Source organism: Phenylobacterium sp. (assembly GCF_013911965.1).
Lineage (GTDB): Bacteria > Pseudomonadota > Alphaproteobacteria > Caulobacterales > Caulobacteraceae > Phenylobacterium.
Genome location: NZ_JACESE010000032.1, coordinates 1 through 14,133, shown reverse-complemented (window position 1 = coordinate 14,133; position 14,133 = coordinate 1). Strand labels below are relative to the sequence as shown.

Here is a 14,133-nt window from a genome sequence, read left to right as displayed (position 1 = left end):
ATCTGGATCCTGCGTTTTCGGACGGACTGGAGAGGACTGCCGAAGCTGGCGTAGAAGTGCTCGCCTATGCCTGTGAGCTTTCAATCAGTGGGATACGTCTGACCCGCCGGATCGACTGGCGCCGCTGACCCAGCCTTCCGCACCGGTCTTATCCCACAGGCCGGGCTCGGCCGCCTTCAACCTCGTGTCAGCTCCGAAAAGCTAGCATGGGTGTCCACCAAAACGAGGGAGGATCACTTCTGCGATCTCGCGGCGAGCAGTCGTTTCGATCCGCTCCCAAAGATCAACCTTACCGCCAGGTAGACCCCAGAAATCAGCTTCTAGCGGTCGAGCGCGACGGATTAGCAACAAGTGTCCGTCGCGGACGACCGCAACGCCGCAGCCGACCCGTTGCGTAGCGCCACCTGCCGACACTCCGCGCGCCCTAGGGGCGGGAGCCGCCAGCGGATCAGTTTCAATAGTGAAAGCGGCACTGAGCGATTTCGAGTTGCTGCGCGGCGCCCGCGCCGCTGACACGGTACACTAGCCGATCTTCCAAGGTGATGCGGCGAGACCACCAGCCTTTGAGTTCGCCGCGGAGCGGTTCTGGCTTACCCGTCCCCTGGAATGGCGTGCGCATACACTCTTTGATCAGGCCGTTTAGCCGGACCAAAACGTTGAGATCAGTTCTCCGCCAATGGAGATAGTCATCCCAGGCCTGATCGGCGAAGACTAGCTTCACCGTTCGATGAGCTTCCGCTCCGCCCCGGCGCCAGCATCAAGTTGAGCGATCGCATCCGTGAGACGCTGGGCGTTGGCCGGTCGAGAGACCAGATGCAGGGTCTCCTCCATGGAATTCCAGTCCGCGAGAGACACCATCACCACAGCCTCGCCACGCGTGCGGGTCACCACGATTGGCGCACGATCATCGACGACCTTGTCCATCACCTTCTTCAGGTTTGCGCGGGTGTCGGAATACGTGATCACGTCCATAAGCGGGCCTCCTAGTTCGCAATATGTACGAAAAATCGTACAATACAAGCTCCGCATGGCGCGTTGGCTCCCCCGATACCACTTCGCGCCAAGGTCCTAAGCGGCGCGTTCGGGGCCTCTGCCCCTGAACGACCTCCCCCAATGTCCTCAAAGCCAGATGCAGCCGCATTCGTCGTCGGTCCAGTGCGCGCCCGGAGCGGGCGTTCCGAACCGCCGCTCTGAGCCCACTCCGGTTATCAGCGCATTGCGGCGGATCGCGCACCCTCGCGGCCTCCCCTGGGGTTCACAAACATCGCCCACAGCTTTGCCGTCGGCATCTCACTGGGAGGGGACGGCAAATAGGACGGGCAGGTGAAGAACCGCCATCTGCGCGGCGATGGCGATATGGCGGAGTTTCCCGACTGCGTGGCCCCCCGCTCGTCCAAGCACCTGCGCGAGCTCTCGGCCATGGCGGCGGCGACCGGGCCGTGGTGCTGTTCGTCGTCCAGCGCACCGACTGCGAGGCTTTCGCCGCCAGCCACGATCTCGACACCGTCTTCGCCCGCACCCTGGCAGAGGTCGCCGAGCGCGGCGTCGAGGTGCTGGTCTATGCCTGCGAAATCACGCCCGCCGGCGTCCGGCTGGCGCGGCGGCTCCCTTGGCGGCGGGGCTGAGGCTCAACCCGCCCGCAGGATCTCCTCTTCGAGCGCCCGCAGCCGGTCCTGGCCCCAGCGCGCGGGGCCGCCATTGAAGCGGAAGCTGGGGGCGCCCCAGAGGCCGGCCTCGAACAGGGCCTGGCGGTTGGTCTCGGCCACCGTGCGCCAGCTCTCGTCGGCGAGGGCTTCGAACACCTGGTCTCGCTTCAGACCCGCGCGCGCGGCGACCTCGACCAGGCCGCCGTCCTCGGCCAGCGCAATGCCGTCGGCGAAGGCGGCGCGCAGGCCGAGTTCGGCGAAGTCCTCGCCCTTGCCGAGGGCGATGGCGTGGTGGAGGACGGCCAGCGCCCGCTCGGCGCCGGCCCCCACCGGATCGACAATGCGGCCGAAGGGCAGGCCCAGGCGATCGGCCTCCCGCTTGCAGTCGAGCGTGATGTAGTTGCGCTTGGGCGGCGGCACGGGCAGGCCCCGCATCACCATGGGCAGGATGAAGCGCAGTCTCAGCTCGGCGCCGTAGTGGGCTGCAAGCGCCCGGATCCGCGGAAAGACGAGCCAGGAATAGGGGCTGCGGAACGAGAACCACAGCTCGATGACGCCCCCGTCGCCGCCCACGCTGCGCGGCGCGAGCTGAGGCTCCAGCGCCGGCGCCAGCGGGGCCGCGCCGGGCTCGCGGTCCAGCCCCCGCGCCGCCAGCCGGCCCTCCAGGAGTCCGAGGCGATCGACGCCCCAGAACCACTCGCCCTCGAAGCAGAACATCGCGCCCAGATAGTGTCCCCTGCGCCGTCGCTCAGCCTCGCCCGTTCGCAGGGCCGCGACGGGGTCGGCCGAAACGGCCGTGGCGAGCCGGGTCAGCGCGGCCGCGTCCCCGGACCACAGCGCCTCTCCGATCTCCGTCGCCTCACGGGAGAAGCCTGACCGCCCGAGCCGTCCGGCCAGCGCCTGCTCGGCGAGGGCCTTCAGGTCCGGACCGGGCTGGCGGGCGGCGCTCGGAAAGCGCAGGGCGCGCGCCTGCGCCACCTCTGCGGCGTCGCGCAGGCCAAGGGCGCCCAGACGCTCGGACTCGGGCGCGGCGGCCGGCTCCGGCGGCGGAACCAGCCACACCCGGATCTCCGCGTCGTACCGGTCGCCGAGCGCGCCCAGCATCTGCACGGCGAGATGGCTGTAGGGGTCGTCGGCCTGGTGAAAATAGTCGATCCGCGCACGTCCCCCGGAGAGCCGCCGGGACAATGCCCACACGTCCCGCGCCAGGGCCTGACGACGCGGGCTGACGAAGGCCGCCGCCACCGCGCTCCTGATCCGGCTGCGGGCGCTCACCCGCTCGTCTCCGCGCCGTATCCCTGTCGATCGTCCCCGGCCATCGCCACCCCCGCAAACGCATCTAGCGGCACACATCGTGTCAATATATGCTGAGAAAAAGCAAGTCTGGGGAGGGGCGCATGAAGCTCTGGCGTTGGGGGTTGGCCGGCCTGGCGGTCCTGGTCGCGGCGGGCGCGCTGGCTTGGGTCTTCCGCTTCGATCTGATCATCCTGGCGGCGCGGATGCGCTGGCCCGACATCGGGCCGCCGCGGGAGGTCGCCTGGTCGCAGGGCCCCTCCGTCGCGCCCGTGGGGGATCGCCCGCCCAACATCGTCTTCATCCTGGCCGACGATCTCGGCTTCAACGACATCACCCTCAACGGGGGCGGCGTGGCCGGCGGCGCGGTTCCGACGCCCAACATCGACGCCATCGCCCGCCAGGGGGTGACCTTCGCCAACGGCTATGCGGGCAACGCCACCTGCGCCCCCTCGCGCGCGGCGATCATGACCGGACGCTACGCCACCCGCATCGGCTTCGAGTTCACCCCGGCGCCCATCCCCTTCTCCCGCGTCGTCGGCTCCTTCCGTTCGCCCGGCGCGCTCCACCCGCCGCGGTTCGACGCCGAGGCGGCCAAGTCGATGCCGGACGACGTCGATGCGCTGGCCCTGCCCACGGGCGAGATCACCATCGCCGAGATGCTGCGCGAGCGCGGCTATCACACGGTCCATCTGGGCAAGTGGCACCTCGGCGGAACGAAGGGCGCCCGCCCGGAAGATCAGGGCTTCGACGAAAGCCTCGGCTTCATGGCCGGCGGATCGATGTTCCTGCCGAAGACCCACCCGGACGTCGTCAATTCGAAGCAGGACTTCGATCCGATCGACAAGTTCCTCTGGGGCGCCCTGCCCTTCTTCGTGGAGTTCAACGGCTCGCCGCCCTTCGAGCCCTCCGGCTACATGACCGACTATCTGACCGACGAGGCGGTCCAGGCGATCCGGGCCAACCGCAACCGGCCCTTCTTCCTGTACCTGGCCTACAACGCGCCCCACACGCCGCTGCAGGCCACGCGCGAGGACTATGAAGCGCTCTCGCAGATCGAAGACCACCGGCTGCGGGTCTATGGCGCCATGATCCGCAACCTCGACCGCAACATCGGCCGCGTCATGGCCGAGCTGAAGGCCCAGGGCCTGGACGATGACACGCTGGTCATCTTCACCAGCGACAACGGCGGCGCCCACTATGTGGGCCTCCCCGATCTCAACCGCCCCTATCGCGGCTGGAAGGCGACCTTCTTCGAAGGCGGCGTCCACACGCCCTTCTTCATGCGCTGGCCCGCCCGGCTGCCCGCCGGCGCGCAATTCCAGACGCCGGTCACCCATGTGGACATCTTCGCCACCGCCGCCGGCGCCGCGGGCGCGCCCCTGCCCGCCGACCGCCCGATCGACGGGGTCGACCTGACGCCCTTCCTGGTCGGCGCCGCGGAGTCGGAACTGGAGCGGCCGCTCTACTGGCGCTCGGGGCGCTACCGCATGCTGCTGAAGGACGGCTGGAAGCTGCAGGTGGCGCAGGAGCCGGCCAAGACCTGGCTCTTCGACCTCAACACCGACCCCACCGAGCGGACGAACCTCGCCGAACAGCGTCCGGACAAGGTCCGCGAACTGAGCGCCGCCCTGGCGGAGCTGGACGGCCAGATGGCCCAGCCGCTGTGGCCCTCGGTCCTCAGCGGCGTCATCTCCATCGACCATCCGCTCGGCGTCGCCGACAAGCCGACGGACGAGTATGTCTACTGGGACAACTAGCGGGCGGGCCGCCGCCCTGGCGGTCGCCCTTCTGCCGCTTGCCGCCTGCCAGTCGCCGGCCACGCCCCAGGCCTGCCTCGCCGCGCCGGCCACGGACGGGACGCACGCCGGCATGGTGCGCCTGGCCGGCGGGACCTTCACCATGGGCGCGGCGGCCGAACGCGCCGAGGAGGGACCGCCGCGGCAGGTCCGCGTCGGAGCCTTCTGGATCGACGCCACGGAGGTGACGAACGCCCAGTTCGCCCGCTTCGTCGAGGCCACCGGCTATCGCACGCTGGCCGAACGGGGTCTGAGCGCCGAGGCCTATCCCGGCCTTTCCGCGGCGGCGCGAGCGCCCGCCTCCCTGGTCTTCGTCGGCGCAGACGCCAGGGATCGCGGCGACCCTGGCGCCTGGTGGCGCATCGTCCCGGGCGCAGACTGGCGTCACCCAAAGGGACCCGGTTCGAACCTGCGGGGCCTGGAGAATCATCCGGTCGTCCACATCGCCTATGAGGACGCCCTGGCCTATGCCCGCTGGCGGGGGCGCGACCTGCCCACCGAAGCCGAGTGGGAGTTCGCCGCCCGCGGCGGCCTGGAGGGCGCCGCCTTCGTCTGGGGCGATGAGAAGGGCCAGGCGGCGCGGGCCAACACCTGGCAGGGAGTCTTTCCCGTCGCCGACACCGGCGATGACGGCCATGCGGCGAAGACGGCGCCGGTCGGCTGCTTCGCGGCCAACGGCTATGGCCTCTACGACATGGCCGGCAACGTCTGGGAGTGGACCCGCGACTGGTACGCGCCGGGCCTCGAGCCGGCCGACGTGATCGAAACTGGCGGTCCGCCGCAGTCCCGCGCGCGGGACCCGGGGGATCCTGGCCTCGCCAAGCACGTGATCAAGGGCGGCTCGTTCCTGTGCGCCGACGACTACTGCTATCGCTACCGGCCGGCCGCGCGCACGCCCGGCCCGCCCGACAGCGGGGCGTCCCATCTGGGCTTCCGCACGGTGCTGCGCGAGGCGGGCTAGAAGCCCGCCGCCGGCTTGGTCCGGATGTTGAGCTGTCCCGCCAGGCCGGCCTTGCGGTGATGCTCGATGGCCTGCATCTCGGGCGACAGCGCCATGGCCTGGAAGGCCTGGAGCGAGGGATATTCGGCGAGCGCGACGGCGTCCCACATCTCCTCGACCTCGCCCAGCAGGAGCCCGGTGACCGCCCCGCTGTAGCGGATCTTGCCGCCCAGCCCCTCCACCAGCCGGCTGACCGCCTCGCCATAGCGGCCATAGGCCTCCGCCCCGGTCAGATGGGCGTCCGATCCGTCCGCATATTCCGCCCGCGCCTTGAACTTCAGCAGATTGACCATGACGAACGGACCATCCTCCGGCGCGCCGAAGAACTCCGCCATCTGCGCCATGGCCGGCATGACGGCGTTGACGACCTTCATGACGTCCTCCCTCAGCCGCGCCGGGCGATCATGGCGTCGATCAGCGCCACGATGTCGTCGGGGCAGTCTTCCTGCAGGAAATGGCCGCCCTTCAGCGTGACATGCGGCTGACCCTTCGCGCCGGGGACCCGCGCCTGGAAGGCGGCCTCGCCGCCCTTGGTCACCGGATCGGCGTCGCTGAAGGCGGTCAGGAAGGGCTTGTCGAAACGCTCCAGCACCCGCCAGGCGGCCTGGTTCTCCGCCACAGACGCATGCTGCGGCGTCACCGGCACGAGCGCCGGGAAGCGCCGGGCGCCGGCCTTGTAGCTCTCGTCCGGGAAGGGCGCCTCATAGGCGGCGATCTCTTCTGGCGTCAGGTCGCGGGCCGATCCGCCGTTCAGGATGAAGCCGATCGGCAGCTCCGGCGCGGTCTGGCTGAAGTTGAGCCAGGCCTGGAAGCCGTCGCTCATGCCCGCCCCCTCGGGCAGACCGGTATTGGCGACGATGACCCCCTCGAACCGCTCCGGGAACGCCGCTACGAGGCGCAGGCCGATCAGGCCGCCCCAGTCCTGGCAGAAGAGGGTGAGCCCGGTCAGGTCGAGGCCGGTGAGCCACTGGCTCATCCAGTCCACGTGGCGCTCATAGGTGTAGTCGTCCTGGGCCGCCGGCTTGTCGGAGCGCCCGAAGCCGATCAGGTCCGGCGCGATCGCCCGACGGCCGCGCTGAACGAGGCCCGGTATGATGCGCCGGTAGAGGTAGGACCAGGACGGCTCGCCGTGCATCAGCAGCACCGGCGCCCCGTCCCGCGGGCCTTCGTCCACATAGGCGATGCGCAGGCGCGCGCTGTCGGGGCCGTCCGCCTCGAAATAGCGGGGGGCGAAGGGCCAGTCGGCCAGCCCCTCGAAACGGCTCTCGGGCGTCCTCAGGATCTCCACGTCGCGCCTCCGGCTTGGCTGCGGCCAATTGCGATGATATTGGCAGTATGAGTGCCATTTGTGGCGCTTGAGGTCAAGGAGGAGACGATGCGCGCGCGTCGGATATGGAGTGTCCTGGCGGGGCTCGTGCTCGTCGCCGGCGTGACCGTGGCGGGCCTGTGGCTGGCGCGGGGCTTTCTGGCGACCCGGGCGATGGAGCGCATCTTCGCCCAGGCGATGGGCTCCGATCCCCTGGCCGAACTCCCCGACGGCCTGCATGTGGGCCTGTGCGGCACAGGCTCGCCCATGCCCGATCCGACCCGCGCCGGGCCCTGTGTGGCCGTGGTCGCCGGCCAGCGGCTGTTCGTCGTGGACTCAGGCTCCGGCTCGACGCGGCAGCTCTCCCTGATGAACCTGCCGCCGCCGCGGGTGGAGGCCGTCTTCATCACCCACTTCCACTCCGACCACATCGCCGACCTGGGCGAGCTGATGCTGCAGCGGTGGGCCGGCGGCGCGGCCGCCGCTCCGGTTCCGGTCTATGGGCCAGAGGGCGTGGCGACGGTGGTGGAGGGTTTCGAGGCCGCTTATGGCCCCGACCGCGGCTATCGTATCGCCCACCATGGGGCCGAGGTGGTCCCGCCCTCGGGCTTCGGCGGCGAACCCCGCGCCTTCGCGCTCGACCCGACCGCCGACACGCTCGTCTACGAGGCGCCCGATCTGAAAGTCTGGGCCTTCCCCGTCGTGCACCACCCGGTGGAGCCGGCGGTGGGCTATCGGTTCGAATACAAGGGCCGAAGCCTCGTGATCAGCGGCGACACCGCCCGCTCGGAGCGACTGACCCGCGCGGCCAAGGGCGCCGACGTCCTCCTGCACGAGGCGCTGGCCCCGAACCTGGTGGCGATCCAGCGCGATGCGGCGCGCGCCGCCGGCCGTTCGAACTACGCCGCCATCATGGAGGACATCCTCAGCTATCACGCGACGCCCGAGCAGGCGGCGGCCGAGGCGCAGAGCGCGGGCGTGGGGCGGCTGGTCTTCTACCATGTGATCCCGCCCCAGCCCGTGCGGGCGCTGGAGGGCCCCTTCCTCGGGCGAAGCCGCGAGATCTTTGACGGCCCGGTCCAGGTGGCGCGCGACGGGGACTTCATCAGCCTTCCGGCCGGGGGCGAGGGCATGACGACCGCCAACCGCCTGAACACCTTCCGCTTCTAGCGGCGACGTGCGGCGCGCCGCACTGGCGCCGCACGTCGCCGCGGCCTATCAGCAGGCGAGATGACCAGTTCCTCCCCCGCCCGGCGCGCGCCCGCCGGCCTAGAAACCGACGGCCGCCGCCGGCGCAGCCAGGACAGCCGGGCGCGGATCGTCCAGGCCATGCTGGAACTCGTCCATGCGGGCGACCCGTCGCCAGGCGCCGAGCAGGTGGCCGAGCGGGCTCAGGTGGGGCTTCGCACCGTCTTCCGGCATTTCAAGGACATGGACAGCCTGTACCGGGAAATGTCGGCGGTCATAGAGAAGGAGTATATGGCCGTCGTCGACCGGCCCTTCGAGGGGCGGACGTGGCGGGAGCGGGTGCTGGAGCTCGTCCGTCGGCGGGCGGGGGTCTACGAGAAAATCGAGCCCTACAAGCGCGCCTCCAACGTCCACCGGCACCGCTCACCCTTCCTGCAGGCCGACCACGCCCGCCTCGTCGCCACCGCCCGCGATATCCTGCGCCGCGAACTGCCGGCGGACGTGGCGCGCGACCGGGCCCTGTTCGAGGCGCTGGACCTGCTGCTCAGCTTCGAAGCCTGGATGCGGCTGCGCCGCGACCAGGACCTGTCCCCCCGCCGGGCGAGCGAAGTCCTGGAACAGGCGATCGTGCGCCTCCTGGACGCCGCCGGGGCCTCTGCGGCCTGACGCCGCAGCACGGCGGCGCGGGAGCCCCGCAGGGGCCGCTCGCCTCGGAAAACGCTCATCTTTTCGCGTTGAGATAGCAGCGTTCAACCAGAAGGCGCGACGTCGCGCCGCAGCGGCCGCTAACCGGTCTTAGCGAAGGCCGGGCGTCTCTCATGGGCTCATGTTCCATGGGGGAGTTCCGTGAGTCACACCGTTTCCTCGAGCGCCGCGCGAATGGCCGGGCTCAAAGCGTCTTCGCGCCGGCTCGGCGCGTCGCACCTCGCCATCCTGGCCGTCCTGGGCGTGGGCCTGGCCGCGCCGGCCACGGCGCTGGCCGCCCCGGGCGAGATCCTGTCCGGCGACTACCTGAAGGTCGGCCTGAGCGGCGACGGCACCCTGGGCATCGGCGGCAACACCTCTCCCGGGATCCTGTACGACGGCACGGGCACGGGCACGTTCAACACGGCCTACGACTACCTGACCCCCGGCTCGCCCTTCGAAGGCTTCACCGTCAGCGGCTCCGGCGGCGGCGTCTTCTCGGCCACCAACAACAACGACGACAACGCCTCCAGTCAGATCGCCGGCGTCCTGACCAGCTACAACGGCGCGGCCTATGACGGCGCCACCTACGATCAGCGGGCGGTCTGGAGCGGGACCTATGGCGGTCTCTTCAACCTGACCCACGACTACTATTTCGACACCGACGGCCAGCAGCTCAACATCGCCACGACGATCGAGGCCCTGGCCGACCTGACCGATCTCGCCTTCGCCCGGTTCACCGATCCCGACGCGGTGGCGGCCCCGGGGGATTCCAGCGCCACCAACAACTTCCGCGGCTCCACCGGCGTCAGCGAAGACGATCTCGTCTATGCCGAGGCGACGGTCTCGAAGTACGTCATCGGCCTCTACAGCGGCGATGCGACCCCCCACAGCACCGGGGTCACCGGCTGGACCACCGATCCGGCCAGCTACCTGGCGGGGACCTTCATCGGCGACGGCGACAACACCATCGGGCTCGCCTTCGACATCGGCAGTCTGCTGACCGGCGCCCGTATCACCCTGAAGTACAGCTACATCTTCGGCACCGACATCGCCGCGGCGGTGGGCGCCGGCGTGCCCGGCGGCGGAGGCTCGCCATCGGCGCCGCCGCCTTCCATTCAAGAGGGCGGCTCCTACACGGTGGGCGACCTGCTGAGCGGCGGCGTCGCCCCCGTCTTCGACGGCGGCGTCCTGACCCTCGGTACGAGCGGCGAGGTCGGCACGAACTTCAGCGTCACCGGCAAGGGCGGCGTCATCGACACCGCCGGCAACGACCTGATCCTCACCGGCGTGCTCACGGGCGACGGCATTCTCACCAAGGCCGGATCGGGCGCCCTGACCCTGACCGGCGTCAACAGCTTCAAGGGCGTGAACCACACTGGCGGCGTCCTGGCGATCAACAGCGACACAGCCCTGGGCGGCCCCCTCGCCCCGCTCGCCCTGAGCGGCGAGGGCCAGCTCCGCCTGCTGAGCGACGTGACGAGCGCACGCACCCTGACCATCGCCACGGGCCAGACCGGCGGCATCGACACCTTCGGCTCGAACCTCACCCTTGAGGGCGAGATCGCCGGCGGCGGCGCGCTGCAGAAGACCGGCGCCGGCGTCCTGACCCTGAAAGGCCCGAGCACGCTCAGCCTGCTGGACATCCAGGAAGGCGCCGTCCAGGCGCTGTCGCCCGCCTCGGTGGGCGCTCCGGACGGCAGGATCCGCCTGCAGGGGACGGGCGTCCTCTCGGCCGGGTCGGACCTGCGGCTCGGACAGACGCTGGAGGTCGTCGGCGGCGGGAGCCTGCTGGACACCGGCGCCCATGACGTGGTCCTGGCCGGTCAGGTCACGGGCGAGGGCGTGCTGCGCAAGGGCGGCTCGGGCGTGCTGAACCTCCAGGGCGTCAACAGCTTCGCCGATCTGGAGGTGCTGCAGGGCGCCGTCGTGGCGAGTTCGGCCGACGCCCTCGGCGCGCCGGGCGGCGCGATCACCCTGCACGAGCAGGGCGCGATCACGTTCGCCTCCGACATGACGGTGACGAAGAACATCCAGATTCTCGGTCCCGGCGCGCGGTTCGACACCGGCGGAGCCGACGTCACCCTCACCGGCGCGATCTCGGGCCGCAACTGCTTCACCAAGACGGGCCTGGGTCACCTGACCCTGGCGGCGCCGGGCGCCAACGCCATCGGCGCCTGCGTCGAGGCCGGTCAGCTCAGCTTCAACAGCCTGTTCGCCGGCAATGTCTGGGTCGATCCGGGCGCCAAGCTGTCGGGCGGCGGCCGCATCGTCGGCGGCGTGGAGGTGGACGGCATCCTGGCGCCGGGCAACTCCCCGGGCCGTCTGGTGGTCGAAGGCGCCGTCACGCAAGGCGCCGGCGCGACCCTGCTGATCGACATCGACGGGCCGACGGCGGGCTTCGGCGCCGGCTTCCACGACCAGCTCGTCCTGGTCGGCGCCGACGCCGTCTTCACGGCCGGCGGCGCGCTGACGCCGATCACGCGCGGGATCACCGGCGCGGCGACCAACACCTATACGCCGGTCATTGGTCAGGCCTTCCGCATCGTCGAGGCGCAAGGCGGCGTCGTCGGGGCCTTCGACACCCTGGTCCAGCCCACCGAGGGCATGCCGGAGAACAGCCGCTTCGAGGTGGTCTACCAGCCGAACGCGATCGTGCTGGCCGTGACGCCGGAGAGCTATGCCCGCTTCGCCGCCGGACAGGCCAACGCCCAGGCGGGCGGCGGCCTCGTCGACGCCCTGCGCAGCCAGGGCGAAGCCGCCGGCGTCCAGAGCGGCCTGGCCGCCGGGCTGGTCGGCCTCTCGGCCCAGGGCATGGACCTCGTCCTGCAACAGAGCGCGGGCGAGACCCACGCCCAGCTGGTGGAGGCCTCGCTCGACGGCGCCCGCGCCGATCGCGCGACGGTGGCCGGCCGGCTCGCCACGGCCTTCACGGCCGAACGCAACGTCTGGGGTCAGGCCGTGGCCGGCCGTCACGACCGGAAGGCCGACGACCGCGCCGACGGGTTCGACGCCGACCGCCAGGGTCTGATGATCGGCGCCGATCGTCTGGTGGGCGACGTCGTGGCCGGCGCGGCCTTCGGCTACGCCGAGACCAAGCTCGACGCCGGAGCCATGGGGACCGGCCGCGTGCTGTCCTATCGCGCCCTGGCCTACGCTGGCTGGCGCCCCGGCGACCACTATGTCGACGCCGTCGCCTCGGCGGGACTTGAGACCGCGAAGGCCAACCGCTCGGTGGCCCTCTCCAGCGGGCCCCTGGGCGCCTACGGCAAGACGGAGGGCCGGTCCTTCGGCTTCGACCTCGAGGGCGGACGGGTCTTCCGCACCGCCCAGGGCCAGTTCGCCCTGGCCGCCGGCCTGGCGGGCGATCGCCTGACCCAGGACGGCCACGCCGAAGCCGGAGACGCCGACATCGCCCTGCGCCTTGACGAGGCGACGCGTGAGGGACTGCAGGCCCGCATCGGCGGCCGCTTCGAAGGCGCGCGCGAGTTCGGGGGCGTGACCCTGCGCCCGCGGGCGGAGCTCTTCCTCACCCGCGAACTGGGCGACGAGGCGACCCGCCTGGACGCCAGCCTCCAGGGTCAGACCTTCCAGGTGTGGTCCGCCGAGGCCGGGCGCGACGGCGTTCGCGGGGCTCTGCAGCTCGACGCCGAGGTCAACGCCCGCACCCGCATCGGCCTCGCCTACCGCTTCGCCCGCGCGGGCGAAGCCGACAGCCAGGCTGCGGCCCTGAGCGCCAGCTTCACCTGGTAGGCGACGCCGCCTGACCGCTCGTTTGACGCCCGTCGCGCCGCCTGAAGCGCGGCGGGCGTTGAAGTTTGGGCCACAGATTGCGACATAGGCCAGACATGACGATCCGCATCGGGCGCTCCGGCGCCTCACGGAACCGCAGCGGCGGATCGGGAGTCCACTGGCGATGAACACCACCGACGTCCTCGAAGCCGAATTCCGCGACGGCACGATCCGCACCCACGGGCCCGACGGCTTCGAAGGCATGCGCGCAGCCGGCAAGCTGGCCGCCGAGTGCCTCGACATGCTGACGCCGCACATCGTGCCGGGCGTGCTGACCGACGAGCTGGACCGGCTGGCGCGGGAGTTCATCCTCGACAACGGCGCCCTGCCCGCCTGCCTCTTCTATCGCGGCTACGCCAAGACGGTCTGCATCTCGGTCAACCACGTGGTCTGCCACGGCATTCCGGGCGAGCGGATCCTGCGCGAGGGCGACATCGCCAATATCGATGTGACCTGCATCGTCGACGGCTGGCACGGCGACCACAGCCGCATGTACGGCGTCGGCCCCGTCGCCCCGCGGGCCAAGCGCCTCATTGACGTGACCTACGAGGCGATCGAGCGCGGCATTGCGGCGGTGAAGCCCGGCGCCACCACCGGCGACATCGGCCACGCCATCCAGACCTATGTGGAATCCATGCGCTGCTCGGTCGTGCGCGACTTCTGCGGCCATGGCCTGGGCAAGGTCTTTCACGACGCGCCCAACATCCTGCACTTCGGCCAGAAGGGCGCCGGCGAGGTGCTGAAGCCCGGCATGTTCTTCACCATCGAACCCATGGTGAACCTGGGCAAGCCGGCGGTGAAGGTGCTCTCGGACGGCTGGACGGCGGTCACCCGCGACAAGTCCCTGTCGGCCCAGTGCGAGCATTCTATCGGCGTCACGGAAGACGGCGCGGAGATCTTCACCGTCTCGCCCGCCGGCCTCTTCAAGCCTCCGGTCGAGACGGCCTGAGCTGGCGACCATCCCCGCAAGCCGGGCCTTGCGAGACCGAACACTTCGGAAACACTGGCGGTCATGAGCGAGCCTGGCCTTCCGGAAGACCTCGCGGCGCTGGCCGAGCTTTGGGCCGCTGACCTACTCCCGGAACACTGGATCGGTTTGAGCTAGAGTTTTCTCGTTTTGCGGCTTGGGCCACGGAGCGAGGAGCGACCATGAAGAGGTCGAAGTTCAATGAGGCGCAGGTGGCTTTCATCCTGCGTCAGGTCGACGAGGGCGCTACAGTTGGCGAGGTCTGCCGCAAGGCGGGGATTTCCGAGGCGACGTTCTATGTCTGGCGGAAGAAGTACGCCGGATTGATGCCATCGGAGATGAAGCGGCTGCGTCAGCTCAAGGACGATGACCTGACCCCCAGCCTTCCCCCAGCTGGGATTAGAGCCGGGCGGTTGTTTTGCGCATGCGCGCGGTTGAAGCAATGGGCTGTGCAGCGG

13 protein-coding genes and 2 pseudogenes are annotated in these 14,133 nt (G+C 70.3%); 9 read left to right on the top strand and 6 right to left on the bottom strand.

Annotated elements, in window-relative coordinates; translation table 11 throughout:
• Positions 1-128 (top strand): annotated as a pseudogene (locus tag H2041_RS19015) (DNA/RNA nuclease SfsA); the annotation flags it as partial.
• 73 nt (positions 129-201) lie between these two features.
• Here H2041_RS19015 and H2041_RS19010 read toward each other — a convergent pair.
• From H2041_RS19010 to H2041_RS19000, 3 genes are read right to left on the bottom strand one after another with little or no spacing between them, the layout of a single operon-like run.
• Positions 202-414 (bottom strand): NUDIX domain-containing protein, encoded by a 213-nt coding sequence (locus H2041_RS19010; protein ID WP_293415460.1) that lies wholly within the window; start codon positions 412-414, stop codon positions 202-204.
• Positions 415-454: 40 nt separating this feature from the next.
• Positions 455-721, bottom strand: coding sequence for a Txe/YoeB family addiction module toxin (locus H2041_RS19005; protein ID WP_293415458.1), 267 nt, complete (start codon positions 719-721; stop codon positions 455-457).
• Positions 718-972 (bottom strand): type II toxin-antitoxin system Phd/YefM family antitoxin, encoded by a 255-nt coding sequence (locus tag H2041_RS19000; RefSeq protein WP_293415456.1) that lies wholly within the window; start codon positions 970-972, stop codon positions 718-720. The genes H2041_RS19005 and H2041_RS19000 overlap by 4 nt, the downstream gene beginning before the upstream one ends.
• Before the next feature lie 384 nt (positions 973-1,356).
• Between H2041_RS19000 and H2041_RS18995 the strand changes: the two are divergent.
• A pseudogene (locus H2041_RS18995) lies at positions 1,357-1,625 on the top strand (DNA/RNA nuclease SfsA); the annotation flags it as partial.
• Positions 1,626-1,628: 3 nt separating this feature from the next.
• Here the strand turns inward: H2041_RS18995 and H2041_RS18990 are convergent.
• Positions 1,629-2,921: a DsbA family protein gene (locus tag H2041_RS18990; protein ID WP_293415454.1), complete on the bottom strand. Its 1,293-nt coding sequence runs from the start codon at positions 2,919-2,921 to the stop codon at positions 1,629-1,631.
• 122 nt (positions 2,922-3,043) lie between these two features.
• On the opposite strand from H2041_RS18990, the gene H2041_RS18985 reads away from it, so the two are divergent.
• Both H2041_RS18985 and H2041_RS18980 read left to right on the top strand, forming a co-directional pair.
• Positions 3,044-4,699 carry a sulfatase-like hydrolase/transferase gene (locus H2041_RS18985; protein ID WP_293415452.1) on the top strand — a complete coding sequence of 552 codons (1,656 nt, stop codon included), beginning with the start codon at positions 3,044-3,046 and terminating at the stop codon, positions 4,697-4,699.
• On the top strand, positions 4,680-5,699 hold the full coding sequence (locus H2041_RS18980) for a formylglycine-generating enzyme family protein (RefSeq protein ID WP_293415450.1): 1,020 nt from the start codon (positions 4,680-4,682) through the stop codon (positions 5,697-5,699). Before H2041_RS18985 ends, H2041_RS18980 begins: the two co-directional genes overlap by 20 nt.
• Here the strand turns inward: H2041_RS18980 and H2041_RS18975 are convergent.
• Together H2041_RS18975 and H2041_RS18970 are read right to left on the bottom strand one after the other, a co-directional pair.
• Positions 5,696-6,112: a DUF1330 domain-containing protein gene (locus H2041_RS18975; RefSeq protein ID WP_293415448.1), complete on the bottom strand. Its 417-nt coding sequence runs from the start codon at positions 6,110-6,112 to the stop codon at positions 5,696-5,698. The two genes, H2041_RS18980 and H2041_RS18975, sit on opposite strands and share 4 nt — an antisense overlap.
• Before the next feature lie 11 nt (positions 6,113-6,123).
• The gene (locus H2041_RS18970; RefSeq protein ID WP_293415446.1) at positions 6,124-7,026 is read right to left on the bottom strand and encodes a haloalkane dehalogenase; all 903 of its coding nucleotides are present in this window, start codon (positions 7,024-7,026) and stop codon (positions 6,124-6,126) included.
• Positions 7,027-7,113: 87 nt separating this feature from the next.
• On the opposite strand from H2041_RS18970, the gene H2041_RS18965 reads away from it, so the two are divergent.
• From H2041_RS18965 to H2041_RS18945, 5 genes are all read left to right on the top strand, one after another.
• On the top strand, positions 7,114-8,214 hold the full coding sequence (locus H2041_RS18965) for an MBL fold metallo-hydrolase (protein ID WP_293415444.1): 1,101 nt from the start codon (positions 7,114-7,116) through the stop codon (positions 8,212-8,214).
• Positions 8,215-8,274: 60 nt separating this feature from the next.
• Positions 8,275-8,898 carry a TetR/AcrR family transcriptional regulator gene (locus H2041_RS18960; protein WP_293415442.1) on the top strand — a complete coding sequence of 208 codons (624 nt, stop codon included), beginning with the start codon at positions 8,275-8,277 and terminating at the stop codon, positions 8,896-8,898.
• Between the two features lie 213 nt (positions 8,899-9,111).
• On the top strand, positions 9,112-12,669 hold the full coding sequence (locus H2041_RS18955; protein ID WP_293415440.1) for an autotransporter domain-containing protein: 3,558 nt from the start codon (positions 9,112-9,114) through the stop codon (positions 12,667-12,669).
• 163 nt (positions 12,670-12,832) lie between these two features.
• Positions 12,833-13,657: a type I methionyl aminopeptidase gene (gene map / locus H2041_RS18950; RefSeq protein ID WP_293415438.1), complete on the top strand. Its 825-nt coding sequence runs from the start codon at positions 12,833-12,835 to the stop codon at positions 13,655-13,657.
• Between the two features lie 200 nt (positions 13,658-13,857).
• Positions 13,858-14,133, top strand: a 276-nt coding sequence (locus tag H2041_RS18945; RefSeq protein WP_293415436.1) for a transposase, incomplete at its 3' end; no start/stop codon positions are given.

What these genes read in the sequence shown, in the direction of transcription:
- H2041_RS18965 (WP_293415444.1), top strand. Translation starts at nt 7,114, where the DNA reads ATGCGCGCGCGTCGGATATGGAGTGTCCTGGCGGGGCTCGTGCTCGTC.
- map (WP_293415438.1), top strand. Translation starts at nt 12,833, where the DNA reads ATGAACACCACCGACGTCCTCGAAGCCGAATTCCGCGACGGCACGATC.
- H2041_RS18980 (WP_293415450.1), top strand. Translation starts at nt 4,680, where the DNA reads ATGTCTACTGGGACAACTAGCGGGCGGGCCGCCGCCCTGGCGGTCGCC.
- H2041_RS18985 (WP_293415452.1), top strand. Translation starts at nt 3,044, where the DNA reads ATGAAGCTCTGGCGTTGGGGGTTGGCCGGCCTGGCGGTCCTGGTCGCG.
- H2041_RS18960 (WP_293415442.1), top strand. Translation starts at nt 8,275, where the DNA reads ATGACCAGTTCCTCCCCCGCCCGGCGCGCGCCCGCCGGCCTAGAAACC.
- H2041_RS19000 (WP_293415456.1), bottom strand. Translation starts at nt 972, where the DNA reads ATGGACGTGATCACGTATTCCGACACCCGCGCAAACCTGAAGAAGGTG.
- H2041_RS18955 (WP_293415440.1), top strand. Translation starts at nt 9,112, where the DNA reads ATGGCCGGGCTCAAAGCGTCTTCGCGCCGGCTCGGCGCGTCGCACCTC.
- H2041_RS18975 (WP_293415448.1), bottom strand. Translation starts at nt 6,112, where the DNA reads ATGAAGGTCGTCAACGCCGTCATGCCGGCCATGGCGCAGATGGCGGAG.